This is a genomic window from Streptomyces sp. NPDC052016 (assembly GCF_044548445.1).
GTDB lineage: Bacteria > Actinomycetota > Actinomycetes > Streptomycetales > Streptomycetaceae > Streptomyces.
The window spans coordinates 61,881-85,672 of record NZ_JBIUBX010000024.1; the positions used below are offsets into that span (position 1 = coordinate 61,881).

The 23,792-nt window shown below is 74.2% G+C and carries 18 protein-coding genes and 1 pseudogene; 10 read left to right on the forward strand and 9 right to left on the reverse strand.

The features are described 5' to 3' along the window. Nucleotides 1-68 precede the first annotated feature (68 nt). Together ACIHAR_RS27680 and ACIHAR_RS27685 are read right to left on the reverse strand one after the other, a co-directional pair. Nucleotides 69-1,283, reverse strand: a complete 1,215-nt coding sequence (locus ACIHAR_RS27680) for a Cmx/CmrA family chloramphenicol efflux MFS transporter (RefSeq protein WP_400022412.1) — start codon at nucleotides 1,281-1,283, stop codon at nucleotides 69-71. 188 nt (nucleotides 1,284-1,471) lie between these two features. Then, nucleotides 1,472-2,131, reverse strand: coding sequence for an MBL fold metallo-hydrolase (locus ACIHAR_RS27685; RefSeq protein WP_365453866.1), 660 nt, complete (start codon nucleotides 2,129-2,131; stop codon nucleotides 1,472-1,474). Between the two features lie 287 nt (nucleotides 2,132-2,418). Here ACIHAR_RS27685 and ACIHAR_RS27690 point away from each other — a divergent pair, with 287 nt between their 5' ends. Then, nucleotides 2,419-4,530: a DUF4139 domain-containing protein gene (locus ACIHAR_RS27690; protein ID WP_400022413.1), complete on the forward strand. Its 2,112-nt coding sequence runs from the start codon at nucleotides 2,419-2,421 to the stop codon at nucleotides 4,528-4,530. Between the two features lie 5 nt (nucleotides 4,531-4,535). Further along, nucleotides 4,536-6,095 carry a mucoidy inhibitor MuiA family protein gene (locus ACIHAR_RS27695; RefSeq protein ID WP_400022414.1) on the forward strand — a complete coding sequence of 520 codons (1,560 nt, stop codon included), beginning with the start codon at nucleotides 4,536-4,538 and terminating at the stop codon, nucleotides 6,093-6,095. Nucleotides 6,096-6,366: 271 nt separating this feature from the next. On the opposite strand, the gene ACIHAR_RS27700 is transcribed toward ACIHAR_RS27695, so the two are convergent. Together ACIHAR_RS27700 and ACIHAR_RS27705 are read right to left on the reverse strand one after the other, a co-directional pair. Next, nucleotides 6,367-6,591 carry a hypothetical protein gene (locus ACIHAR_RS27700; protein ID WP_400022415.1) on the reverse strand — a complete coding sequence of 75 codons (225 nt, stop codon included), beginning with the start codon at nucleotides 6,589-6,591 and terminating at the stop codon, nucleotides 6,367-6,369. A gap of 66 nt (nucleotides 6,592-6,657) precedes the next feature. Next, the gene (locus ACIHAR_RS27705; RefSeq protein WP_365453854.1) at nucleotides 6,658-7,461 is read right to left on the reverse strand and encodes an SDR family oxidoreductase; all 804 of its coding nucleotides are present in this window, start codon (nucleotides 7,459-7,461) and stop codon (nucleotides 6,658-6,660) included. A gap of 159 nt (nucleotides 7,462-7,620) precedes the next feature. Between ACIHAR_RS27705 and ACIHAR_RS27710 the strand changes: the two genes are divergently transcribed. Together ACIHAR_RS27710 and gap are read left to right on the forward strand one after the other, a co-directional pair. Continuing rightward, nucleotides 7,621-8,577, forward strand: coding sequence for a helix-turn-helix domain-containing protein (locus ACIHAR_RS27710; RefSeq protein ID WP_365453851.1), 957 nt, complete (start codon nucleotides 7,621-7,623; stop codon nucleotides 8,575-8,577). Between the two features lie 110 nt (nucleotides 8,578-8,687). Continuing rightward, on the forward strand, nucleotides 8,688-9,686 hold the full coding sequence (gene gap, locus ACIHAR_RS27715) for a type I glyceraldehyde-3-phosphate dehydrogenase (protein WP_365453848.1): 999 nt from the start codon (nucleotides 8,688-8,690) through the stop codon (nucleotides 9,684-9,686). 124 nt (nucleotides 9,687-9,810) lie between these two features. Here gap and ACIHAR_RS27720 read toward each other — a convergent pair whose 3' ends face one another. From ACIHAR_RS27720 to ACIHAR_RS27730, 3 genes are all read right to left on the reverse strand, one after another. Continuing rightward, nucleotides 9,811-10,311 carry an SMI1/KNR4 family protein gene (locus tag ACIHAR_RS27720; protein ID WP_400022416.1) on the reverse strand — a complete coding sequence of 167 codons (501 nt, stop codon included), beginning with the start codon at nucleotides 10,309-10,311 and terminating at the stop codon, nucleotides 9,811-9,813. Further along, a complete protein-coding gene (locus ACIHAR_RS27725) occupies nucleotides 10,311-11,057 on the reverse strand; it encodes a hypothetical protein (protein WP_400022417.1) in 747 nt (248 codons plus the stop codon). The genes ACIHAR_RS27720 and ACIHAR_RS27725 overlap by 1 nt, the downstream gene beginning before the upstream one ends. A 94-nt stretch (nucleotides 11,058-11,151) precedes the next feature. Continuing rightward, entirely contained in the window at nucleotides 11,152-12,411 is a 1,260-nt protein-coding gene (locus ACIHAR_RS27730; RefSeq protein ID WP_400022418.1) for an extracellular solute-binding protein, read from the reverse strand. A gap of 303 nt (nucleotides 12,412-12,714) precedes the next feature. On the opposite strand from ACIHAR_RS27730, the gene ACIHAR_RS27735 reads away from it, so the two are divergent. The 5 genes and pseudogenes from ACIHAR_RS27735 to ACIHAR_RS27755 all read left to right on the forward strand — a co-directional run. Then, complete coding sequence (locus tag ACIHAR_RS27735; protein WP_400022419.1) at nucleotides 12,715-14,436, forward strand: RNA ligase family protein; 1,722 nt, start codon at nucleotides 12,715-12,717, stop codon at nucleotides 14,434-14,436. Beyond that, entirely contained in the window at nucleotides 14,436-17,360 is a 2,925-nt protein-coding gene (locus tag ACIHAR_RS27740) for a poly(A) polymerase (protein ID WP_400022420.1), read from the forward strand. The genes ACIHAR_RS27735 and ACIHAR_RS27740 overlap by 1 nt, the downstream gene beginning before the upstream one ends. A gap of 518 nt (nucleotides 17,361-17,878) precedes the next feature. After that, complete coding sequence (locus tag ACIHAR_RS27745; RefSeq protein ID WP_400022421.1) at nucleotides 17,879-19,312, forward strand: MFS transporter; 1,434 nt, start codon at nucleotides 17,879-17,881, stop codon at nucleotides 19,310-19,312. Nucleotides 19,313-19,544: 232 nt separating this feature from the next. Next, nucleotides 19,545-19,946: a hypothetical protein gene (locus tag ACIHAR_RS27750; protein ID WP_365453829.1), complete on the forward strand. Its 402-nt coding sequence runs from the start codon at nucleotides 19,545-19,547 to the stop codon at nucleotides 19,944-19,946. Nucleotides 19,947-20,184: 238 nt separating this feature from the next. Then, nucleotides 20,185-20,361 (forward strand): annotated as a pseudogene (locus ACIHAR_RS27755) (DUF4442 domain-containing protein); the annotation flags it as partial. A gap of 26 nt (nucleotides 20,362-20,387) precedes the next feature. Here ACIHAR_RS27755 and ACIHAR_RS27760 read toward each other — a convergent pair. Then, nucleotides 20,388-21,377, reverse strand: a complete 990-nt coding sequence (locus ACIHAR_RS27760) for a helix-turn-helix transcriptional regulator (RefSeq protein WP_400022422.1) — start codon at nucleotides 21,375-21,377, stop codon at nucleotides 20,388-20,390. 113 nt (nucleotides 21,378-21,490) lie between these two features. On the opposite strand from ACIHAR_RS27760, the gene ACIHAR_RS27765 reads away from it, so the two are divergent. After that, nucleotides 21,491-22,834: an APC family permease gene (locus tag ACIHAR_RS27765; RefSeq protein ID WP_400022423.1), complete on the forward strand. Its 1,344-nt coding sequence runs from the start codon at nucleotides 21,491-21,493 to the stop codon at nucleotides 22,832-22,834. 279 nt (nucleotides 22,835-23,113) lie between these two features. On the opposite strand, the gene ACIHAR_RS27770 is transcribed toward ACIHAR_RS27765, so the two are convergent. Then, complete coding sequence (locus ACIHAR_RS27770) at nucleotides 23,114-23,713, reverse strand: ABATE domain-containing protein (RefSeq protein ID WP_400022424.1); 600 nt, start codon at nucleotides 23,711-23,713, stop codon at nucleotides 23,114-23,116. Between the last annotated feature and the right edge of the window lie 79 nt (nucleotides 23,714-23,792).

Here is a 23,792-nt window from a genome sequence, read left to right on the forward strand (position 1 = left end):
CGCAGGCGGCGGTGGGGGCCACCGGCGACGCCCCTCGATCACGATGCTCGAGCGGGCGTCCACACGCGTCACTCGACCACCTCGGTGTTCCGGCCGGCCTCGATCACCCGGCGGCAGGGGAGCGAGATGAGCAGGGCGAGCGCGACGAGGAGTGCGCTCGCCCAGAGAGGACCGAGGGTCCCGACCGAGGTGCCGAGGGTGGTCGCGGCGATGAGGGGTCCGACGGCTGCGCCGACGTTGAGTGCTGCGGTCGCGTAGGAGCCGGCCATGGTGGGGGCGCCCGCCGCCTCGTACAGGACCCGCGTGATCAGCGTGCTGCCGAGCGCGAACGACAGCGCGCCCTGGAAGAACACGAGGACGAACAGAGCGACCGGCTCCTCGGCCCCCACGGCCAGGGCCGGCCAGCCGAGGAGCAGCAGCGGGCCGGCGGTGGTGAGGACCAGGCCCGGCCGCTGGTCGGACAGCCGTCCGGCGACGGTGACGCCGACGAGGGAGCCGGCGCCGAAGAGCACCAGGACGACCGGGATCCACAGCTCGCCCAACCCCGCGGCGCCGGTCACGATGGGGGCGAGAAAGGTGAAGCCCGCGAACGTCGCGGCGTTCACCAGCGCTCCGAGCAGCATCACCAGCAGCAGTCGCGGCCTGGTGAGCTGCGCGAGCTCCGCCCGCAGGGCCGGCCCGGCAGGCTCCGTCCGCACCGCTGGCAAGGCCGGCCCGGCAGCAGGGTCCTCCTGCCCGGGGCGCGCTGGGATTCCCTTGAGGATGCCGACGGCCGCGGGCAGGCTGAGGGCGGCGACGGCCCAGAAAGTGGCTCGCCAGCCGAGCAGTGCGCCGAGCGCCGCTCCCCCCGGGACACCGGCGATCGTCGCCACCGTGGTGCCCGACAGCAGCACCGCGAGCGCACGTCCCTTCCTGTCGGCGGAGACCAGGGAGGCGGCGGTCGTCAGGGCCACGGCGAGGAATCCCGCGTTCGCGAGCGCCGCGACCACCCGCGTCGCGAACAGGACCGGGAAACTCGACGTGGTGGCGCCCGCGGCGTGGGCTGCCGAGAACACGAGGACGAACCCGAGCAGGCTGGACCGGCCGGGCCAGTGGCGGGCGAGCCCCGCCATGAGCGGGGCGCCGGCGATCATCCCGATCGCGAAGGCCGAGGTGAGCAGGCCTGCTGTCCCGACGGTGACGTCGAGGTCCGAGGCGATGTCCGGCAGGAGGCCGGCGAGCATGAACTCCGAGGTGCCCATGGCGAAGACCGCCAGGGCGAGCAGGTACAGCGGGAGAGGCATCGAGTGGCTCCGAGGTGAGGAGAAGCACGAGGAGGTCATCTCGTCACCGCGGTCAGCACCCAAGGGCGCACGCGTCCGGCCGCAGGCGCGGCGGGACGGCAGGACTACGAACTCAGTGGTTCAGGGGGCTGACGGCGTGACCGAAAGCCCCCACCTTGGCTGACTCGGGGCTCGACATGTCCCGCACGCTACCCGACCGGATCCCCCCGCAGCAGCCGGGTTTCCCTCGGAACCTCGACGCTTTCGCCGGGGCGAAGGCGCCGGACGTCGGCACCCGCCCGCTCGGCCTCCCTGGCCAGGACGTCGTCCAGCACCTTCAGCCCCCACTCGTTGAGGAGCCCGTCATGAACGGCGTAGGCGCGGTGCGGTGCCATCCGGCGCAGGTAGCCGATCATGTCGGGCACCGTCAGCCAGGGGGCTTGGCCGGGAAGCAGGAGCGTGGGGGCGTCGACCACCGTCAGCGCGTCACCGGGGTGGAGGACCTCCCCGTCGACGAGGAACCCCACGTTGTCGACCGGGGGGACGTCCGGGTGGCTGAAGTGGTGCTTGTCGCCGACCACGGAGACCTCGAAGCCGGCGACGGAGAAGTGGTCGCCGCCGCGGACCACGTGCACCCGGTCGCCGAACTCGCTCAGGTGCCGGGCGGCCCCGGCGCAGGTGTAGACGGCCGACCGGGACCCGCGCAGGCGTTCCGGATCAAAGTGGTCGAAGTGTTCGTGCGTGATCAGGACGGCCTCGGCTCCCGTCAGCGCATCGGGCTCGGGAGTCATCCTGCCCGGGTCGATGACGATGGCCGCGCCGCTCTTCTCCAGCCGTACGCACGCGTGACCGAACTTGGTGATCCTCATGGCCCTCACCCTGCCGACCGCCCGGAGAGGCGGCACCGGCGTTCGCGGGCAGCCGAAGAAGTGAGCGTCGGCGAGGTCGTGCGCGGGAACCGAGCGCCCGGGCTGTGCCGTCCGTCTCCCGCGAGGGCAGGGCGAGGGCAGGGCGAGGCAAGGCGAGGGCACGGGCCTCGTGGAACCTGCAGGCGCACCGACCCGGAACGGGCCACGGCCTTCGGGACTCCGCACGGATGCGCCCGCCAGCCGGGCGTAGGCTTCACTCGGCACGGACACGGTGGGGGGCGGAGCACATGAGGGCTGAACGAGCACGGAGTTGGGGGTCGACCCTCGACGCGGTCGTGGTGTACGCGCAGGGCGCCCTGTGCCGCCGCCTGGCCCGGGGCAGCGTGCCGCCGGACGGCCGGGTGCGGGTGACGGGACTGCCTCGCTCGCTGGACCACGGCTCGCTGCGGGCCCGGGTCGTGGACGGCTCGGGGGTGCGCGTCACCGAGGCCCGGGTGGAGATCGAGGCCGAACCGATCGGCCCCGGCACGCCCGACGAGTTGCAGCGCGAGGTCGAACGGCTGCACGACGAGTGCGCGGCGGCGCGCGGACGCCGGGACCGGCATCTGAGCCGGATCGAGGAGATCAGGGCCCTGCACCCGGTCCCGCCGCCCCGCAAACGCGACGACCCGCACCGCTCCACTCCGGTCGACGCGTGGCTGGAGCTCGCCGACTTCGTCGACGAGCGGCTGACGGGACTGCACACCCGCCTGGTCGAGCTGGAGGAGGCACTGCGGCAGGTCGAGCACGAGCTCGCCGTCGCCGAGGACAGGCTCGCCCGCGCCTCCACCGACACCCCGCCGGCGCACGTGCGGACCACGGTCTGCGCGGTCCTGTCTCTCGACGGTACCGGCGACGTGGAGGTGGAGCTGGAGTACGGGGTGCCGGGCGCCGTCTGGGTCCCGACCTACCGTCTCACTCACCGTCAGGGCGACGACAGCGGCCGCCTGGTGCTGCGCGCCTCGGTCGCCCAGCGCACCGGCGAGGACTGGAGCGGCGTACGCATCGCCCTGGCCACCGCCGACCTGCGGCGCCGCACCGACCTGCCGAAGCTCCGGTCGATGCGGATCGGACGCCGTCAGCCCGCCCCCACGCCCTCCGGCTGGCGCGAGCCACCGGTGGGCCTGGCCGACCTGTTCACCGGGTACGACGCGGCGGGCCCTCGCCCCGCCACGACCACCCCGTCCGCGGCCGCGGGACCCGGAGCCGCGCCCGTGGCCGGTGGCGGCTTCCCGCCCGGGCCTGTTCCGCCCCCGCCGCCGCTGCCGCAGGCCTACGGCGGCCCCCCTGCGCTCCCGGTGCCCGGCGGCACGGCCGGCGCCTCCCCGGAGGTCTTCGGCGGCGCACGGCCCGATGTCGCGCAGCCGGTGATGGCGCGACCGGGCCGGGCCCGTACCGGAGGCAGGCCCCTCCCGGCGGCCCCCGCCGGCATGGCACCCGCGGCCCCCGCCGCGATGGCCCCCGCGGCGCCTGGCCGTGCCGCGCCACCGCCCCAACCCCCGGCACCGGCCCCGGTGGCCGGTCCGCCGCAGCCGAGCGGCGCCGAGCTCGACTACGCCGCCCTCGTCCTGTCCGGCCCCGACGAGCAGGGCGGTCGCAGGGGCCGGCTGTTTCCCGACTCCCCCTCCGACCTGGTGGCGGCCGAGTACCGCCGCCGCGCCGAGGCGGTGGCCGCGCTGCCCCTGCCCGGCCACGCCGTGCGGCCCCGCGAGTCGGCGGGCTCCTTCGACCACCGCTTCGACGCCACCGCCCGCGCCGACATTCCCTCGGACGGCACCTGGCACACCGTCACCGTGACCGAGATCGCGGTCGGTCTGCGCACCGAGTACCTGTGCGTGCCGTCCGTGGAGCAGACCGTGTACGCGACGCTGGTGCTCACCAACGCCACCGACCAGGCGCTGCTGGCCGGCCCGGTGGAGGTCACCGTCGACGACGACTTCCTGCTGACCGCCGCGCTGCCCACCCTGGCCCCCGGCGGTGTCCGCCGGGTGGGGCTCGGGCCGGCCGAGAGCATCCGGGTGACCCGCCGCACGAACCTGCACGAGTCGACCTCGGGCCTGCGCAACAACATCACCGTGCTCGACCACCGCGTCCACGTGGAGCTGGCCAACCGGCTCGCGAGGCCCGTCACCGTCGAGGTCCGCGAGCGGGTGCCGGTCACCTCCGAACCGGACGTCCGGATCGAGGAACGGGCCGACTGGACGGCACCCGAGGACGGCGCCGGGCCCGAGCACCACGCCCCGGGCACCCGCGTCTGGCGGGTGGACCTGCCCGCCGGCGGCACCGCCGCCCTCGACGGCGGCTACGAGATCCGCATCCCGGCCGGCAAGGCCCTGGTCGGCGGCAACCGCAGGAGCTGACGCACATGTCCACGGCCCCCAAGCCGATCGCCCTCCCCGTCACCGCCGTCACCTGCCTGGAGGACCGCGCCCACATCGAGCGCGCCGTCGAGCTCGACCTGGAGGCGGGAATCCAGCGGCTGCGTCTCGGTCCGGTCAGCGCGCTCGCCGTCGACCGCACTCTCCACGCCGAGCTGACCGCCGCACACCCCGCGACCGTGCTCGACGTGCGGATGGTCCGCGGCTGGACCCCGCGCGGGCCGCTGCCGACCACCGATGACCCGGCCCTGCGCCACCGCGTGCACAGCCTCGAGGAGGAGCGGCTCGCCCTGGGGCAGCTGCGCGACCGGCTCCGTGCCCGTCTCGACCTGCTCGGCCGCCTCGCCGCCGATCTGCTCCGTGAGATCGGCGAGGGCGCCGGCTCCGGACAGACCGAAGGGCCCCGCTGGGCCCGCGAACTGGACCGGGTGGACGGCGCACGCGAGGCGTACGGCGAGCAGCTCCGCACCGCTGAGGCCCGGCTGACCGCCCTCGCCGCCGAACTGGCGCAGGCCCAGCACGCCTTGGACGTCAGCGACGAGCAGCCCGCCGAGCTGGTCGGCCACATCGAGCTGACCGTGGAGGCCGCGGCCGCCGGACCGGCCCGGCTGCGCCTGAGCCACCTCACCCCGTGCGCCCTGTGGCGGCCCGCCTACCGGGCCGTGCTCGACGGGGACTCCCTGACGCTGGAGACCGACGCGATGGTCTGGCAGCGCACCGGCGAGGACTGGTCGGACGTACGGCTGACGCTGTCGACGGCCCGGTCGGCGCTGGCCACCGATCCGCCACGGCTCGGAGAGGACCGGCTGACGCTCAAGGAGCGCACCGCCGCGGAGCGCCGCACGGTCGACGTCGAGGTGCGCGAGGAGGAGATCGGGGACCTCGGCCCCGCCCCGGTGCTCGGCCTTCCGGGCGTGGACGACGGCGGCGAGGCGCGGGTGCTGAACGCCCCCGCCCCGGTCTCCGTGCCCTCGGACGGCCGCGCCCACCGGGTGCCGCTCTCCGCCTTCACCACGGCCGCGAGCAGCGAGTACGCCTGCTCACCCGAGGTGTCCCCGCTGGTCACCCAGGTGGTGCGGTTCGACAACCTGTCCGGCCACGCGCTGCTCGCCGGGCCCGTGGACCTGGTGCGCGGCAGCGGGTTCAGCGGCCGCGGCACGCTGGACTTCACGGCTCCCGGCACCTCCGTCGAGCTCGCCTTCGGCAGCCGCGACGACTACCGGGTGGTCCGGCATGCCGAGGAGTCCCGCGACACCGCCGGACTGACGCAGCGGACCGTCGTCACCCGCACCGTCCGCCTGTACCTGTCCCGCTTCTCCGCTCCAGGGGAGACCACGGACCAGGTGGTCGTCCTCCGGGAGCGGATCCCGGTCTCCGAGGTCTCGGCGGTGGAGGTCCGTCTGCGCAGGGACGCCTGCTCCCCGGCGCCCGACGGGCTCGACGCGGAGGGCATCGCCCGCTGGGACCTCACCCTCCCGCCCGGCGGCCGCCGCACGGTCACCCTGGTCTACGAACTGTCGGCGAGCGCGAAGGTCGCCGGTCTCTGAGGGCGAGAGCCGGCCGACATCCTGCTCGCCGCCCCAGGCGGCGGACTTCGGCGAGGGGACGCGCCACCGTGCAACCGTCCCCGGGGGAGGGGCCCGGGCACCCGCAACCGGGCCCCGAGCCGGTCGGTGGCGCCGTGCACCAGTCGCTGACGCCGTTCGGTGGAACCGTCCGGGCTCCTAGTCGCCGGCCGGCTGCCGGGGTGACGACGTGCAGCCGGCTCACCGTGCTCATGAAGGACACCAGCATCACCAGGCGGTGAGCTGCTCCGCGTCATGGTGGTCGGCGGCGTACGCCCACACCTCGCCGGCGCCGTGCCGACCGCGTCCGCCGCCCGTATGTCGTCCTCCGCCGGGACGGCGCGGCACGCTCGGCCTCGGTGGAGACCGTGACCTCGCGCCACGCCGCGATCAGGTGCAGCCGCACCGCGGTCCCGCCCGCGGCGGCCTCCTTGGTGCGCATGTCGCCGCAGACGGCGCAGCCGTTGATCCGGCACACGCGCAGCGCCCTACGTGTACGCGGGCAGGTCGGTGAGGCCGAGGCGCGGATCAGTGGCGCGGTGCGCTATGCCAAGCCACCGTTGCTCATCAGCAGCTGGCCGTTGATCCACTCGCCTTCCCTGGAGCACAGGAAGTCCACGAGGTGCGCGGTGTCCTGCGGGGTGCCCAGGCGGCCGAGCGGAGTGCTGCGGACGCAGTGCTCCCGGATCTCCTCGGACATCCAGCCGGTGTCTATCGGCCCGGGGTTGATCGCGTTGGCGGTCACGCCGAGGTGGGCGAGTTCGCGGGCGGCGGCCAGGGTGATGCGGTCCAGGGCTCCCTTGCTCGCTCCGTAGGGCAGGTTGCCGACCGTGTGATCGCTGGTGAGGCTGATGATGCGTCCGGTTCCCGGAACTCCGGCGAAGCGACGCCCGAACTCGCGGATGAGCAGCCAGGTGGCGCGCGCGTTGACGGCGAAGTGCCGGTCGAAACTCTCGACGGTGGTGTCGAGCAGACCGGAGTCGACGGACTCGCAGTGGCACATCACCAGCGCGGTGACCGTGCCCAGTTGTCGTTCGACCTCGTCGAAGACGCGTGCCGGGGCGTCCGGGTCGGCGAGATCCGCCTCGACCGCCGCGGTGGAGGCACCGTGTTCGGCCAGAGCCCGGCTGATCGCCTCGGTCGCGCCCGGTTCCCTGCCCCAGGCCATACGGTCGTCGTAGGGGGTCCAGTAGGTGAAGGCGATGTCCCAGCCCGACGCCGCCAGCCCGCGAGCGATGCCGGCGCCGATGCCGACGGTCCGGCCCACGCCGGTGACGAGGGCGAGCGGGCGGTCAGCGGAAGGGACCCGTTCCTGGGCGTGCTGGTCTTGATCGGCGCTTGTCGTCACGGTCAGGGATCGTCCGCCGACCGGCGCCGGAACGTCAATCGCATTTTTCGGCGACCTGGCCTGCGGCACCGGCCCGGTGCGTCGCGTACCTCGGGACGCCCCGGTGCCCGGCGCCGTCGGTGGACGAACGGACGGCCCGGCGCCTCGTACCCTGTTCCCGTGCCGTCCTCCCGCCTGCATCGCGTCGCCGTCCTGGTGCTCGAGGGTGCCAAGCCGCTCGACGTCGGAATCCCCGCGCAGGTGTTCACGACCCGCGCGAGCATGCCGTACGAGGTGCGGGTGTGCGGCGCGGCGCCCGGTCTCGTGACGGGCGGCGACGGCCTGTCGTACCACGTGTCGCACGGCCTCGACGCGCTGGCGTGGGCCGACATCGTCTTCATCCCGGGCTACCGGTTCCCGGACCGCGACGACCCGCCGCAGGCCGTCGTCGACGCGCTGCTCGCCGCCCACGGCCGAGGCGCGCGGCTCGCCGCCATCTCGACGGGCGCCTTCGCGCTCGCCGCCACGGGCCTGCTCGACGGCAGGCGCGCGACGACGCACTGGCACTACGCGCGGGCGCTCACGGCGAAGCATCCGCTCGTCCGGGTCGACGAGAACGTTCTCTTCGTCGACGAGGGCAGCGTGCTGACGTCGGCCGGCGCGGCCTCGGGCATCGACCTGTGCCTGCACATCCTGCGGAGCGATCTCGGCGTGGCGGCGTCGAACCACGCTGCCCGGCGCCTGGTCGCGGCCCCGTACCGCAGCGGCGGTCAGGCCCAGTACGTGCCGCGCAGCGTGCCCGAGCCGCTCGGCGAGCGGTTCGCCGCCACCCGTGAGTGGGCGCTGCACCGGCTCGGCGAGCCCCTCACCCTCCAGGTGCTGGCCCGGCACGCGGCGGTCTCGCCGCGCACGTTGTCGAGGCGCTTCGTCGAGGACACGGGGTACACGCCGATGCAGTGGGTGATGCGCGCCCGCATCGACATGGCCCGTGAGCTGCTCGAGCGTTCCGAGCGGAGCGTCGAGCGGATCGCCGTCGAGGTCGGTCTCGGCACGGGTGCGAACCTGCGGCTGCACTTCCAGCGGATCCTCGGCACCACCCCGAGCGAGTACCGGCGCACATTCGCCCGGGGCGAGTAGCCGGCCGCGCCGGGCCGCCTGGCGAGATCCTTTCGAACCGTGGCGCTCTCGCCGAGGTCACGGGCGACCGCGGCGCGCGACGCTGGTGGCGAACCGAAGGGACAGCATTCATGACTCGCATCGCCATCAACGGATTCGGCCGCATCGGACGCAACGTGCTGCGCGCGCTCCTGGAACGCGACAGCGACCTGGAGATCGTCGCCGTCAACGACCTCACGGAGCCCGCCACCCTCGCGCGGCTGCTCGCGTACGACACGACGGCCGGCCGCCTCGGCCGCCCGGTGACCGTCGACGGTGACGCCCTCGTCGTCGACGGCCGTCGCATCAAGGTGCTCGCCGAGCGGGAACCGGAGAAGCTGCCGTGGGCCGAGCTCGGCGTGGACATCGTGCTCGAGGCGACGGGCCGCTTCACCTCCGCCAAGGCCGCCCGCGCGCACCTCGACGCGGGCGCGAAGAAGGTGCTCGTCGGTGCGCCGTCGGACGGCGCCGACGTCACGCTCGCGTACGGTGTCAACACCGCCGCCTACGACCCCGCCGTGCACACGATCGTCTCGAACGCCTCGTGCACGACCAACGCGCTGGCGCCACTGGCGGCGGTCCTGGACCAGCTCGCCGGCATCGAGCACGGCTTCATGACGACGGTGCACGCCTACACGCAGGAGCAGAACCTGCAGGACGGTCCGCACCGCGACGCCCGCCGCGCCCGCGCCGCCGCCGTCAACATCGTGCCGACCACGACGGGCGCCGCCAAGGCGATCGGTCTCGTGCTGCCGAACCTCGACGGCAAGCTGTCGGGTGACTCGATCCGGGTGCCGGTGCCCGTGGGCTCGATCGTCGAACTCAACACCACCGTGGCCCGCGACGTGACGCGCGAGGACGTGCTGGCCGCGTACCGCGCCGCGGCGGAGGGGCCGCTCGCCGGCATCCTCGAGTACTCGGACGACCCGCTCGTCTCGTCCGACATCACGGGCAATCCGGCCTCGTCGATCTTCGACTCGGCCCTCACCCGTGTCGACGGCCGCCACGTCAAGGTGGTCGCCTGGTACGACAACGAGTGGGGCTTCTCGAACCGGGTGATCGACACGCTCGAACTCCTCGCCACGAGCTGACCTGTCGCCGGGCCGGCCCGGCCGGTGCGCCGCGACAGCCGGGCGTCACCTCGGTCGCCGGGCCGTCCGGGGACGGCGGTGTGTCCGGACGGGTCGCAGAGCCGCCCGGCGCCGAGCACGCACGTCACGTCATCCGGTCGGCGACGTGGTGCAAGTAGTGGGCCAGCGTGGGGTGTTTCGCCGACGTGAGGGTGCGGTCGTCCCATGAGCCGACGCGACCGTCGGCGTCCACGAAGTGTCCGGACGCGTGCACGGTCCGGTCGGTGCGGGAGGTGACCGGTATCCAGGCGGGGTCCCACGCGCGTCCCCACTTGTCCATGAAGAGCCCGTGGTTGAGGGGCACGGTGAACATGTGGTGGATCTGCTGGACGTCGTCCAGGTTGATGAAGGCGTGACCGTCCATGAAGTCCCGTCGCAGGCCGCGGGCGTGCACGCCGTAGGCACCCTCGTGGATCCCCCAGAGCGTCCGCAGGGCCGGCGGCACCCGTGTGTCCACCTCCTCCTCGAGCGCGCGGAGAGCCGCCTGGGGAGCCGGGGGGCGCAGCGGCGGGTACGCGGCCGGATGCCGTGAGATCGCCTGCTGGATACGGCTCCACGCCTGCCGCACGGCCTGTTCGTCCGTCATCACGTGTCCCCCTGGCTCTCGCGGTGCGTGCGGTGGAAAGGCTGCCACCCGTCCAGATCGTCGTGGAGGGGGTGGTCGGGGTCGTCCCAGACGAGGAGCCCGTTCCAGAGGCCGGGGACGTCCTGGCCGGGCCGCCGTCCGGACGTCTCGTACAAGGCCGCCTCCTGCTTCTCGAGGTAGTCGGCCAGGGTGGTGCCGTGCGACACCGTCGGCAGCTCCGCCTCCGCCCAGTGCCCGACGAAGCCTGTCTTCGCGTCGTGGAACATGCCGGAGTACGGGTCGGTGGGGTCGTTGCAGGCGAACGGTACCCACGACCGCTCCCACCCGCGTTCCTCCGCGTCCTCCAGCGGATGGCAGAAGAACGACCCGTCGATGCTCAGCGGCGCGTGGCCGTCGAGGAAGCCGGGGAAGGCGAACAGGTAGGTGCCCTCGTTCATCTCCCACCACGCCTTGAGGTCGTCGTGCACCGGCGCCCCGATGCGCCGCTCGTACCAGGCGAGCGCCTCCGGCGACACCGGCGGACGCAGGCGTGCGTACGTCGCGGGGGCGTGCCGGCCCAGCCAGGAGGTGATGCGCCCCCAGTGCTGTACGACCCGTGATCGTGAGTCCACTGTCTGCCCTTCTGCCGGTCGGCCGGACTGCGGCGTACGGCGCTGGTGCTGCCGGTCGCCGCACGCGGCGACGGTCGTCGTCGCGGCCAGGGCGGCGAGGACGACACTGCGTCTGCGTACGCTCGTCGGGTGCACCGGCCGACCCTAACCGGAGGGTCCGACATCGCGGTTCCCCGCCGTCCGGCCGGCGGGGCCGACGGGCGTTCGGCGGTGCCGCGGCGGCCGGGCGTCAGCCGACGGAGACCGTCAGTGCCTTCGTGATGCTCCGGGAGGCACGACGGGCCTCCGTGGCCGGGTCGGCCCCGCCGAGCACCTTGGTCATGTAGGCCTTGATCGGGTTGTCCGCCTCGACGGCGGCCCACTCGGGCGTGCTGGGGGTCGCCCGGCCCTGCGCGGCCCCCGCCGCCATGGCCGCGACCCCGTCCTCGCCCGCGACCGCCGAGGCGAGCTTCGCCTTGTTCGGCACGTAGTTCATGGTGCGGGCCAGGTCGGTGTTCCACTCGGCGCCGGTCAGGGCGGCGACCACGTCGATCGCTCCCTCGCGCTGGTCGGTGTTGCGCGGGACGACGAGGTCCGAGCCTCCGATGAAGACGGTGCCCGGCCGGGCCTCGGTCTTTCCCGGCACGGGGAAGAAGCCCAGTTTGTCCGCGAGGCCGGGGTTCTGCCGCACCACGGCCTGAGCGAGGCCGGGCACGGCGATGATCTGAGCCACCTTGCCTCCGGCGAACACGCCGGCCTGGGGCGGGTGTTCCTCGTCCGCGTCGACCGGACCCTCGCCGAGGGACTGCAGCCGCCGGTAGAACTCCATGCCGCGCAGGGCGGCCGGCGTGTCCAGGGCCCCCTCCCAGCGGCCGCCGGACTCCGTGGCGAGGTCGCCGCCCTCGTCCCAGACGAAACCGGCGAGGGTGTACCAGTCCTGACCGGCCAGGTAAATGCCCTGGTTCCCGTCCGAGTTGAGCTTCTCGGTGACGCTGAGCCATTCCTCGCGGGTACGGGGCGGGGCGGTGACGCCCGCCTGCTCGAAGAGGTCCTTGCGGTAGATCACGACCCGGTTCGCCGCGTACCAGGGGATGCCGTACTGGTGGAAGCGGCGCTGTCCCGGGTCGGCCAGGCCGGGCAGCCACTCGTCCTTGCCCCACTTGGTCACGGACTCCAGGGTCAGGTCGAGCAGCCGGTTGCCGTCGACGTACCGCGGGACCTGGGTGTTGCCGACCTCGATGACGTCGGGTCCGTCCTCACCGTCACCCTCCAGAGCCGTCTGCACCTTCTCGCCGATCCCCGTCCACTCCTGGATGCGCACGTCGAGGTCCAGGTTCGGGTGGTCGCGTTCGAAGTCCTCGGCGAACCGGTCCAGGAAGTCCTGGGATGCGCTGTCCTTCATCAGCCACACCGTGACGGTGTGGCGGTCGGTCCCACCCGTGCCGGGTACGAGGCCGCAGGCGGTGAGGAGGGAGGCGGACACGCAGAGGAGGGCGAGGTGACGTCTCACGGGGGTCCTGTTCTGCCTGGTGGACAGGGGCAAGGGGCCCGGCGTGGGGGACACGAGCACAACGGCTCGAACGGGTGTGCAGGATTTTGGTATGGACCAATGCGGAGGTCAAGGGGCAGCAGGCTCGGTTGTCCGGCTCCTCACGCTCGCCGCGGCCCGAGCTTCCTGAGCCGTACGACCTTCGTGAGCGGTACGACCGGCCCGCGGGAGCCGGCTGCCGCCGTGCGGTCCCGTCCAGCCTCTGGCCCCGCGCCGCCGGTAATCCGCTGGAGGGGCCGCTTACCGCGCTCCTATAGTGCCCGGATGCGCACCCCCTACCCCCGAACCCCCCATGTCCCCTGGTCACCGGGTGCTTCCGCCGATGACGTGCGGGCCGGAAGCCTGAGCGGGTTCGTCGGCCGGGAGATCGTCGTCACCGAGAAACTCGACGGGGAGAACACGACGCTGTACCCGGACGGACTGCACGCGCGGTCCGTCGATTCCGCGCACCACCCGTCGCGGGCGTGGGTCAAGGCGCTGCAGGGCCGTGTGGGCGCGCGGATCCCGGCGGGATGGCGGGTGTGCGGGGAGAACATGTACGCGCGGCACTCGATCCCCTACGACGCCCTGGAGGGCTACTTCTACGGATTCTCCGTGTGGGACGAACACGACCGGTGCCTGGACTGGGACGACACCGTGCGGTTCCTGCGCGGGCTGGGCATCCCGGTCCCGGCGGTGCTGTGGCGCGGGGTGTTCGACGAGCGGGCGCTGCGGCGGCTGAAGGTGGAGACCGGGCGGCAGGAGGGCTACGTCGTACGGACCGCCGAGGGCATCGCGCGCGAGGACTTCGCCGGCCGGGTCGCCAAGTGGGTGCGGCACGGGCACGTCACGACGGGGACGCACTGGATGCACGCCGCCGTCGTCGCCAACGGGCTCGCCCCGGCAGCCGCCGTGTGGGCCGTGCGATCCGGGGCCGCCCCGGACGCCCCGGCGCTGGCCGCCCTCTTGGGCGCGACGGACCACGACGCGGGCGCGGCCGCCGAGGCCTGCGCGCGACTGGACGCACTGGGGCGGCACGGCGACGCACGGCTCGCGGGGGTGCTCGCCGCCCTGCTGCACCGCACGCCACGGGCCTGGCTGATGGGCCGGGCCGCCGGACCCCTGGGCGTGCCGCTCGCGCGGCGGGTCGCCGACCTGGTGGGGCTGCACGCCGCACTGCACCGGCCGTATCCGGACGCCGAGCGGCGGGCCGGGCTCGTACGGATGTCCTTCGCGGCCGATCAGGGGGTGCTGCACGCCGTCGCGGGGGCCGTCGCCGGGGACGACGAGGCGCGCGAACAGGTGGAGTGGTCCGCGCTGCACGCCCAGGAGGCCGGGCTGTACGGCGAGACTCCGCTCGGGTCGCTGAGGGCCGGACTGCGCGAGGCGCTGCGGCGCGACGGAGTCGGCGGCGAGGCAGCCGACCGTTGCTGGGCCGAGGCGCGGGAGGCCTACGCCCAGGGGCGGGTCTCCACGGTGGAGGAGGCCGTCGCGGCGACATGGCGTCGGCGCGGCGGAGACTTTCCACGGCTGGTGCACCTGGTCGGGCCGTCCGGCAGCGGCAAGAGCTCCTTCGCGGCGCGGCTCGAGGGCGTCTCGGCGTGCGTGGCGCTGGACGACCTGCGCGCGGCGCGCGGCGCGCGGGCGGACCAGAAGGCCAACGGGGAAGTGCTGCGGGAGGGCCTGGAGCGCCTGGACAAGGCGCTCACGGCCGGTGGCACGGTGGTGTGGGAGGCCACGTCGCTCAACCCGCACCAGCGGTCCCTCGTGCACGCCGTGGCCCGTCGGCGCGACGCGCTGATCACGCACGCCGTGATGCTCGCGGACCACGACGAGCTCCTACGGCGCAACGCCACCCGTGCGCATCCGGTGCCGCCGGACGTGCTGACGGGACAGCTGCGCAGGTTCGTGCCGCCGTATCCCGGCCAGGCCCACCGCACCTGGTACGTGGGCGCGGACGGGACCGTGGGGGACCGCGACGGCACACTGGACGGGGAGGCATCCTGATGCGAACCAGCGAGGAGATCTACCACCGGGTGCGCTGGGACCCGCGTTTCGACCCCGCGCGTTTCGTGCTCGGCATCAACCAGCGCGGCGCCGCGCCCGCGCGGGTGCCCCTGCCGACGTTCGTGCCGGGCGGCGAGATCCCGTGGCACCGGGTGCTCTTCGTGGAGGCGGACGGCGAGCTCGTGTGGGACCGCGCCACGGGCGTGGACCGCATCGACGAGTCAGGAGCCGGCCGGGTGCGCGACCCGCGGCGGCTACGGGCGCCCTTCTTCTCGGCGCGCACGCCCCACGCGTGGGACACGTCCGCCGGGCGGTGGATGCCCGCGCCGCCCACCGCGCGGGAGGCGGCGGGGCGCGACCGGGTGCGGGTGCTGACCTGGAACACGCTGTGGGACCGCTACGACAGCCACCGCATCGGCACCGCCCTGCGCCGCCCGCTGCTGCTCCGGGCACTGGAGCACGCCGACGCGGACGTCATCGCCCTGCAGGAGGTCGAGGCGGGGCTGCTGGCCATGCTGCTGGACGCGGCCTGGGTCCGGGCCAGCTACACCGTCGGAACCGACCCCTACGGGAAGGACGTCGACGACTGCGGGCAGCTCCTGCTCAGCCGGCTCCCCGTGCGGGAGGCGGCCCTGCACGTCCTCGGCCCCCACAAGGCCGTCACCGCCGTCGTCGTCGACACCGCGTCCGGACCGGTGACCGTGGCCGCCACCCACCTGACGAGCGACCACTCCGAGGACGGTCCGGCCCGGCGCGACGCCGAACTGACCCGGCTAGCCGAGGGGCTCGCGGGCGTGGCGGGCGGCCTGGTCCTGGTCGGCGACTTCAACGACGGCGGCCCCGGCCCCGCACGCACGCTCGGCATGCTCGACGCCTGGACCGAGACGCACGGGCCGGACGACCACCGCCCCACCTTCGACCCCGGCCGCAACCCGCTGGCCGCCGTCTCGTCCCTGACCGGCCGCGCCTCCCGCCTCGACCGCGTCTTCGTCCGCCCGGTCGACGGTCCGCGCGTGACCGGCGCGGCGCTGCTCGGCGACACACCCACTACGGAAGGGCTGTACCCCTCCGACCACTACGGCCTCGCCACCGACCTGCACTGCGGCACCGGCACGCCCGTCGACGTGCTCGACGTCGCGCCGACACCCCGCACGGCGCTGGCGTGGGTTCCGCCGCGCGAGCTGTGGCCCGCGATCCAGGACGTGCGCCGGGACCACGACGTGCAGATCCGGCGCTGGCCGCCGCACGTCAACGTGCTGTTCGGGTTCGTCCCCGAGTCGGACTTCGAGCGGGCGGCACCGCTGCTCGCCGCGGCGGCCGCGCAGGTCGCGCCGTTCACGGCACGGCTCGAGGGACTGGACACCTTCGGGCACCGGCACGGCGCCACCGTGTGGCTGGACCCCGCGGCCGGCGGCGAGACGCCGTGGGCGGAGCTGTGGCAGGCGCTGCTGCGGCGCTTCCCGCGCTGCCGCGGACGCCATGACGGGTTCACCCCGCACCTGAGTCTCGGCCGGACCAGCGACCCGCACACCGTCACCGTCGACTGCGCGGCCCGCCTCCGCCCCATGACCGCGCCGGTCGGCGAGCTGGTCCTGCTGTCCCGGCGCGGTGACGAACCGATGCGGCCGCGGGCCACGGTCGCCCTCGGCACCGGCGAGGTGCGGTGGCTTCCGGAGCCGGCCCTCGGACGGCCCGACCGGGGATGGGAGGAGTGGGCCGCGCCCGCGGCCGGCACGGGCGTGCGGCCCGCCGCCGACGACGCGGCGGCCGAACACGTCGTGCGGCTCCTGTCGGACGCGCTCGGCGAGGGTGTCGTCCACCTCGCCGGATCACGGCGCATGGGCTGCGTGATCGCCGGGGCCGACCTGGACGTCGTCGCGGCGCTGCCGGGCACGGTGGACCTCACCTCCGTACGCGAGCGGGTCACGGCCGCGCTGCCGGGCGCCGAGCGGATGCGGGAGGTCGTCGGCGCGCGCGTGCCGGGGCTGCGGTTCCACGTCGAAGGGCTCGACGTGGACCTGGTGGTGGGGGCCACGGGACCGGTGCCGGTGAAGGACGCGGTGGCGCGGCGGGCCGACCTGGGCGAGGCCGCGGCCGTCGCGCTGAGCGCGGTGTCCGACGCGGACGCGGTCCTGGCGGCCGTGAGCACGCCGGCCACAGGCACGGAAGGGGCGTCGCGGTTCGCGGCGCTGGCACGGGGCGTGAAGACGTGGGCGAGGGCGCGCGGCCTGGACGCGGCGCCGTTCGGCGGACTGCCCGGGGTGGCGTGGGCCGTGCTCGCGGCCCGTACGGTCCGGGAGTCGCCGGACGTCGCGGACGCCGGTGAGCTGCTGCGGCGGTTCTTCGGCACGTGGGCCGCGTGGGACTGGCGCGAACCCGTCACCCTCACCGGTGACGGGCACGAGGCCCGCGGGGCCCTGACCGTGATGACGCCCAGCGCGCCCGTGCGGTCCTGCACCGAACAGGTCGGCGAGGGCGGGCGGGACCTGCTGAGCCAGGAGCTCTACCGGGCCTGGGAAACAGTGGAGGGCGCGGCCGCCTCCGCTACGGATCCGTGGCCCGAGCTGCTGTCCCCGCCGCCCCTGCACCGCAGGCACGCGGCCTGGGCCGTGGTGACCGTCCTGCCCCGGCGAGCGGAGGACTTCGACGAGCTGAACGGGCGCGTGCGTGGGCGTATGCGCGCGCTGCTCGGCGCGTTGGAGGAAGCGGGCGTGCAGGACGCGCACCCCTGGCCGCGGGCGCTGGTCTCCGCGTCCGCGCCGGCGTGTGCCGACGGTCCGGCGAGCGTGCGGTACGCCGTCGGCCTGGGGCGTACGCCACCGGGCGCGGAGCGGCTCGCGGACATCGCCGGCCGCTGGGTCACGGGCCTCCCCGGCGTCGACGTGGCGCACGTCGAGGGCGGAGCCGTTCCCACGCTGCGGTGACCGGTGACCGGTGACCCGTGGCTGCCGGGCAGTGCGGCGCTGCCCGGCACAGCCCGGAGGAGGGGGCGACTCACGGGCGTATCCCGTCTTCCGCACCACCGACGCCGCGGAGGACACTGCGCCTGTACGCCCTGCTGGAGGAGCGGGACGACGAAGTGACCCTGCTGGCCGACCTGGTGACCGTCGAGGACGCGTGGCGGATGGCGGCGGTGCTGCGGAAGGGCCGAATTCCACTACGCCGGTGCCTGGACCGACCACGTCGACAAGCGGGGCGACCTGCCCCGCGCCGAGAGACTCGCCGCGTGCCTCGGCAGCACGGTGCTGGGGGAGGCCCAGCACGGCCGGTAGGGGTGGGTCCCGCACACTCGTACGTCGCGTCGGTGCGCGGACGTGCACCCGGGTGGCAGAGGGATCCTGCGGTCGGATCCGCTCCCGAGGAGCAGTGAGCAGCATGGATGCCGCGATGTGACGCACATGTCGCCTAATGTGGCGTTTGTTGCAGTTTCGGCGTGTCCGTGATGGGGGTTGGGGCCGTGGCGTCCGAGGAGTCGGCCGGTGGCGCTGGGTCCCTGCCCTCTCCCGAGTCGGCCCCGGAGTCCGGGCGGCGGTCCTGGGCACCTCTCCTGGCGGTGTGTGCCGGTTACTTCATGGTGATCCTGGACGTGACCGTCATCAACGTCGCCGTACCGGTGATCGGACGGGAACTGTCGGCCTCACTGACCGGCATCCAGTGGATCACCGACGGGTACACCCTGGTCTTCGCCGGGTTCCTGCTGACCGGTGGCGCGCTGGGGGACCGGCTGGGCAACCGCCGGGTCTTCTGCTGGGGCGTGGCGGTGTTCACCGCGGCCTCGGCCGCGTGCGCGCTCGCGCCGAGCGCCGGCTTCCTGGTCGTGGCCCGGCTGGTGGAGGGGCTCGGCGCGGCGCTGATCGTGCCCGGTTCCCTGGCCCTGTTGCAGCAGGCCTACCCGGCGCCGGCCGCACGCTCGCGGGCCTTCGGACTGTGGGGGTCGATGGCGGGCATCGCGGCCTCCGCCGGCCCGCTGCTGGGCGGGCTGCTCGTCTCCACGGTGGGCTGGCGCTGGGTGTTCCTCATCAACCTGCCGGTCGGCGCGGCCTGCCTGATGCTGACGCGGCGGCACGTGGCACCCTCGCCCCGGCGCGCCGACCGGGCCCTGGACTGGCCGGCGCAGTGCGCGGTCGTGGCGGCGGTTGCGCTGCTGACCGCCGCGCTCAACGAGGCCGGACGGCGGGGCTGGGCCGATCCGGCCGTTCTCGCCGGGGTGGGCCTGGCCGTGCTGGCCGCCGCGGCGTTCGCGGTGCGCGAGCGGCTGGCCCGGTCGCCCGTCCTCCCGCTGAGCCTGCTGCGCTCTCGTGCGATGAGCGGCGGATCCGTCATCGGCCTGCTGTTCAACTTCGGCTTCTACGGCATGGTGTTCACCGCCAGCCTGGAGTTCCAGCACCAGCGCGGCTTCAGTGCCCTCGGCACCGGGTTGGCGCTGTTCCCGGCGGTGGCGATGACCATGTTCGCCTCCGTCCTGTCCGGGCGGCTGACCCGCCGCACGGGCGACCGTCCGCTGGTGATCTCCGGCATGCTCCTGGCCGGCCTGGGGCTGGCCGGCTGGGCCGCGGCGGGAGCCGACCCCGCCTACGTGCTGCTGGTGGCCCCGATGATGGCCGCGGGATTCGGCACCTCCTTCGCCCTCACCGGCTCGACCGCCACCGTGATGGGCGCCGCACCACCGGCGTACTCGGGGGCCGCCTCCGCCCTGTTCAACACCACCCGCCAGATCGGCAGCGCGACCGGCGTGGCGCTCGGCGGCAGCCTGCTCGCCACGGCCACCGACTACACCACCGGGCTGCGCACCAGCATGGCCATCGGCGCCCTCGCCTGCCTGGCCGCCGCGGGTCTCGCGTGGCTGTGCGTGCCGGCGAAGTCCAGAACGGCGTGATGCCGCCGGATCACCGGGGCGACGACCGCACCGCCATGAGCAGCCCGCTTGCCCAGGCCATGCGGACACAGCGGAAGTCCTGGCGGGCGTCGAGGACGGAGAGAGGACTCTCCACCGACGCCTCGTGGTCGGCCGGCCGGCCCCGGGGGGGCTCGGGCCACCTCGGATCCAGAACCGTCGGGTGCGTGACCGCTGTAGTGTCCGCATCCGCGGCGAGGAAAGGTGGGCGATCGTGGATGTGCAGCCGTCGAGTGAGGGGCCGTCGAGCCCTCCGAGCCGCCGGTCCAGCGGAGTTCGCCTGGGCGTCCTCTTCGGGGCTCTGACCGCACTCGTCTCCATCACCGCCATCGGGCAGGCCTGGGCGGCTTGTGACATCGGCGTGAACGCGGGGGCCAACGGCGCGACTCTGCTCTTTCTCGCCCCTCTGGTCTGGGTCGCCGCTGCCGTTCCCTGGGTGATTCTGTATGCCACCCTCGGAAGACGCCATCGAGGGGCAGCACTGACCGCAGGGCTGGTCTTCACCCTGTGGTTCACGTGGTTCCTCGTGACCTGGCTCGGGATGCCGGACTCCTCCCCCGACCCCTGGTGCCCGAACAACGTCCCGCCCTGGTGGCCGAGCTTCGTCCCCGCGTGACCGCGCCGAGAGGGACGCGAGCGGTCCCGGCCGGGCAAGGTCCGGCATTCGTGTCCAGGGGGGCCCGGGCGCGTCGAAAGACCCCCCAGGCCGTCGAGAAACAGCCCACGGCCGTCGAGAGACAACCTGACGAAGGAGAGCACGGGGAAGACCCGACAGACCCGACGCGGGAGGAACAGGCGCGCCCCGACGTGCAGAAGCGCATCCGGGGCAGCCGGCGCACCGCGCCGCCGAAAGGCACCTCCTCGTGCCCGCCGTCGGCGACCGCAACGAGGCGGTCGGCACGGTCCTGAGGTCCGGGCGCACCCTGACCGTGTGCCGGCTGGAGGTGTTCGGCGTCCAGGCCGACGGAGAGCGGAAGCTCGTCGCCAACGGGCAGCAGACGCTGATCCGCGTCGACCGGCCCGAGCGGTGAGCCCGCGGCTCCCGGGCGCCGCGCTCTCATCCCGAGGTGGGCGGGTGCCGGTAGGTCTCGGCCAGCGCGGCAACCGTCTCCGCCATCAGCGCCCGCAACTCGGCGGGCTCCAGCACCTCGGCCTCCGCACCGAGCCGCAGCAGCATGCCGGCGGCGTGTGCGACGGACTCGATCGGCACGACGACCCGGACCCGGCCGTCGGGGTCGGGTGGCCCGGCGCTGCGCCGGGCGGCGTGTGCCACCGCCGGTTCCATGAGGTCCGGCAGGTGCTGCAGGACCCGGGGCGACAGTCGTACCACCGCTTCGCCCTGGTGGCGTCGGGCGTCGAACTCTTCGAGATACGACCGCCAGTGTGCGGCGAGGTCGAAGCCGTGGGGCCGGTCGAAGCGGTCCTCCAGTACCCGGACCCGGAGGATCTGGGAGACGCGGAAGGTGCGGACGCGTTCCGGCCGGCCCGCCACCAGGTACCAGCGACCGGCCTTGAGTACCAGCCCGTAGGGCTCCAGCGTCCGGGTCACCTCCTGGGGAGCCTTCCACCGCCGGTAGCGGATCCGGATGCGGCGCTGCCGCCACACCGCGTCGGTCACGGCCGCCAGGTGCGGGACGGGATCCGTTTCGGCGTACCAGGCGGACGTGTCCAAGTGGAACCGCTGACGCAGCACGCTCGTCCGGTCGCGCAGGTCGTCGGGGAGCGCGGCCGTCAGCTTCAGCTGGGCGGTGGCCAGCACGGCGCCCAGGCCGAGATCCGCGGCCGGCCCGGGCAATCCGGCCAGGAACAGCGCTTCCGCCTCGTCGCGGGTCAGCCCGGTCAGCCGGGTCCGGTACCCGTCGACCAGCCGGTAACCGCCGTCGTGGCCGGCGTCCCCGTAGAGGGGGACGCCGGCTGCCGCGAGCGACTCCACGTCCCGGTACACGGTGCGGACGGACACCTCCAGTTCGTCGGCCAACTGCTGGGCGGTCATCCGGCCGCGGGTCTGGAGCAGCAACAGGACGGACAGCAGTCGACTCGCGCGCATGACAGAAGTCTGCCCCGGTTCACTGACACGGGTTGTCAGGGGATCGGGGCTAACTTTCCGGCCGGGCGCACACCAGCGCACACGACTCGAGACCCGGCGAAGGACATGCGCGTATGAGCACCTCATCCACCCAAGGGCCCGGCATCGGCGACATCCCGGCGCAGCCGGTGGGGCGGCTGACGATCTGGCAGGGGACCGCGCTGTATGTCGGCGCGGTCCTCGGCACCGGGGTGATCGCCCTTCCGGCGCTGGCCGCGCAGGCGGCCGGGCCCGCGTCACTGCTGGCCTGGCTGGGGCTGGTCCTGTTGTCGGTGCCACTGGCGGCCACGTTCTCGGCGCTGGGCGCCCGGTTCCCGGACGGTGGCGGTGTCTCCACCTACGTTCGGCACGCCTTCGGCGCACGGGCGGCGGCGGTGGTCGGCTGGTGCTTCTACTTCGCCGTGCCCGCGGGGGCCCCGGCGGCGGGGACGTTCGCCGGCGCCTACGTGGCGAGCGCGCTCGGCGGCGGCCAACGCACGGTGGCCGTCACGGCGGCGGCGCTGCTGATCCTCGTCGCGGTGGCCAACGCGTTCGGTCTGACCGTGTCGGGCCGACTGCAACTCGTGCTCGCCGTACTCCTCGTCGCGCTGTTGCTGGCCGCTGTGGTCGCCGCGCTGCCGCACGCCCGCCTGGAGAACCTGCGGCCGTTCGCTCCGCACGGCTGGCCCGCGATCGGCTCGGCCGCGGCGCTGCTGGTGTGGAGCTTCGCGGGCTGGGAAGCCATCACCCACCTCGCCGCCGACTTCCGCCGCCCGGCGCGGGACCTGCCCCGAGCCGCCGGCCTGGCGGTCGCCGTCGTCGGCCTCCTCTACCTCGCTGTCGCCGCCACCAGCGTGCTCGTGCTGGGCCCGGCCGCCGGCACCGCCGAGGCTCCGCTGGCCGAGCTGCTCGCCCTCGGCATCGGCGGAACGGTCCAGGTGCTGGCTGCGGCCGCCGCGCTCCTGCTCACCCTCGGCACGATGAACGCCTACTTCGCCGGCGCGGCCAAACTGGGCGCCGCACTCGGCAGGGACGGCGCACTGCCCGCCTGGCTCGCGCAGGGCAGCAACGCCGGCGAGGTGCCACGACGCAGCCTGGCCGTAGTGTCGGGGCTGTCGGGCCTCGCCCTCGCCGTCACCACGGTCGCCGACGTCGGTCCCCAGCCGCTCGTACTGCTCACCACGGGATCGTTCGTGACCGTGTACGCCCTCGGCGCAGCGGCCGCCCTCCGCCTCCTGCCACGTGGCAGCCTGCCCCACCTCTGCGCGCTCTTCGCGCTCGTCGCGGTCGTCCTGCTCCTCGTCATGACGGGCTGGTACCTGCTCTGGCCGCTGATCGTCACGGCGAGCGCGCTGTGCTACCTGCGGTGGCGGAGCGCGGCGGGTTCTCCCGGCCCTGACCCGGTGCACGGCATCGCCACAGCGGACTGCCAGAAGTAGAACGGGCACAGGACACGAGCCGGCCGTCCGATCGAGCCCCTGAAGCCCACCCCTCGCGCCCGCCACCCTCGCGCCCGCCGCCCCTGCCGGCTCGCCCGGACTCCGACAGGTGCCGGAGCCACGTCCGCCCTGCGGATGCCCCGCTTGCGCCGCCACCGCTCGCGTCTCGCGTCACCACTCCTCTCGGCTCGCCCGGACTCCGACAGACACCGGTGCCACGTCCGTCCTGGGGCAGCCTGCGACAGCCGAAGGTGTCGGCCGTGCGGTGAAGCGGCGTCCTCAGCGGCCCTCGGACTGCGTGCGGCGGGCGTAGGCGCGGGCGGCGCGGGCGCGGTCGCCGCAGCGGGTGGAGCACCAGTGGCGGCGGCCGTGGCGGAGCAGGTAGCGGTTGCAGGGGGCGGAGCCGCAGGCGGTGAGGCGTTCGGCGTCGGGGGAGGTGAGCAGATCGGCTGCGTCGGCCGCGAGGGTCGCGAGGGCGTGGTCGACGATCTGGGTGGTGGGGTGGGGTGCGGCGCGGTAGGGGCCGGTCTTGTCGTCCCACTGCAGCAGTGGGGCGGTCGGGACGCGGGTCAGCGTGTCGTTGACGGCCGCCAGGGCGGCGGGGAGGGCGGGCAGTCCGGCGACGCGGGAGGCGAAGAGCGCCCTGATCTGTTCGCGCAGGGAGCGCAGCTGCGCCGCACACATGTCCCGCATGCCGGCGTCGACCGGGGCCAGACCGCGTTCCGTGAGCCACTGGTTCGCGGCCGCGGGGGTGCCGAGCTGGTCGATGTAGTGACCGCCCGGCAGCGCGATGGCGCTGTTGGCGAGCGCGAGAGACGGGTACTGCTCCGCGCCCGGCGCGGGCGGCGGGCCGGGCTCGGCCGTCACGATCTCATCCATGGCTCTCATGGTAGGGCTTGCGCCGATCCATGAGTCTCACGTTTTGCCTTGTTCTTATCCGTGAGGGAGGGTTAGGGTC

Excerpts from the sequence above, each read along its gene's own strand:
- ACIHAR_RS27740 (WP_400022420.1), top strand. The coding sequence starts at position 14,436 with ATGCGAACCAGCGAGGAGATCTACCACCGGGTGCGCTGGGACCCGCGT.
- ACIHAR_RS27770 (WP_400022424.1), bottom strand. The coding sequence starts at position 23,713 with ATGGATGAGATCGTGACGGCCGAGCCCGGCCCGCCGCCCGCGCCGGGC.
- gap (WP_365453848.1), top strand. The coding sequence starts at position 8,688 with ATGACTCGCATCGCCATCAACGGATTCGGCCGCATCGGACGCAACGTG.
- ACIHAR_RS27690 (WP_400022413.1), top strand. The coding sequence starts at position 2,419 with ATGAGGGCTGAACGAGCACGGAGTTGGGGGTCGACCCTCGACGCGGTC.
- ACIHAR_RS27735 (WP_400022419.1), top strand. The coding sequence starts at position 12,715 with ATGCGCACCCCCTACCCCCGAACCCCCCATGTCCCCTGGTCACCGGGT.
- ACIHAR_RS27685 (WP_365453866.1), bottom strand. The coding sequence starts at position 2,131 with ATGAGGATCACCAAGTTCGGTCACGCGTGCGTACGGCTGGAGAAGAGC.
- ACIHAR_RS27745 (WP_400022421.1), top strand. The coding sequence starts at position 17,879 with ATGGGGGTTGGGGCCGTGGCGTCCGAGGAGTCGGCCGGTGGCGCTGGG.
- ACIHAR_RS27765 (WP_400022423.1), top strand. The coding sequence starts at position 21,491 with ATGAGCACCTCATCCACCCAAGGGCCCGGCATCGGCGACATCCCGGCG.
- ACIHAR_RS27760 (WP_400022422.1), bottom strand. The coding sequence starts at position 21,377 with ATGCGCGCGAGTCGACTGCTGTCCGTCCTGTTGCTGCTCCAGACCCGC.
- ACIHAR_RS27680 (WP_400022412.1), bottom strand. The coding sequence starts at position 1,283 with ATGCCTCTCCCGCTGTACCTGCTCGCCCTGGCGGTCTTCGCCATGGGC.
- ACIHAR_RS27720 (WP_400022416.1), bottom strand. The coding sequence starts at position 10,311 with ATGACGGACGAACAGGCCGTGCGGCAGGCGTGGAGCCGTATCCAGCAG.
- ACIHAR_RS27695 (WP_400022414.1), top strand. The coding sequence starts at position 4,536 with ATGTCCACGGCCCCCAAGCCGATCGCCCTCCCCGTCACCGCCGTCACC.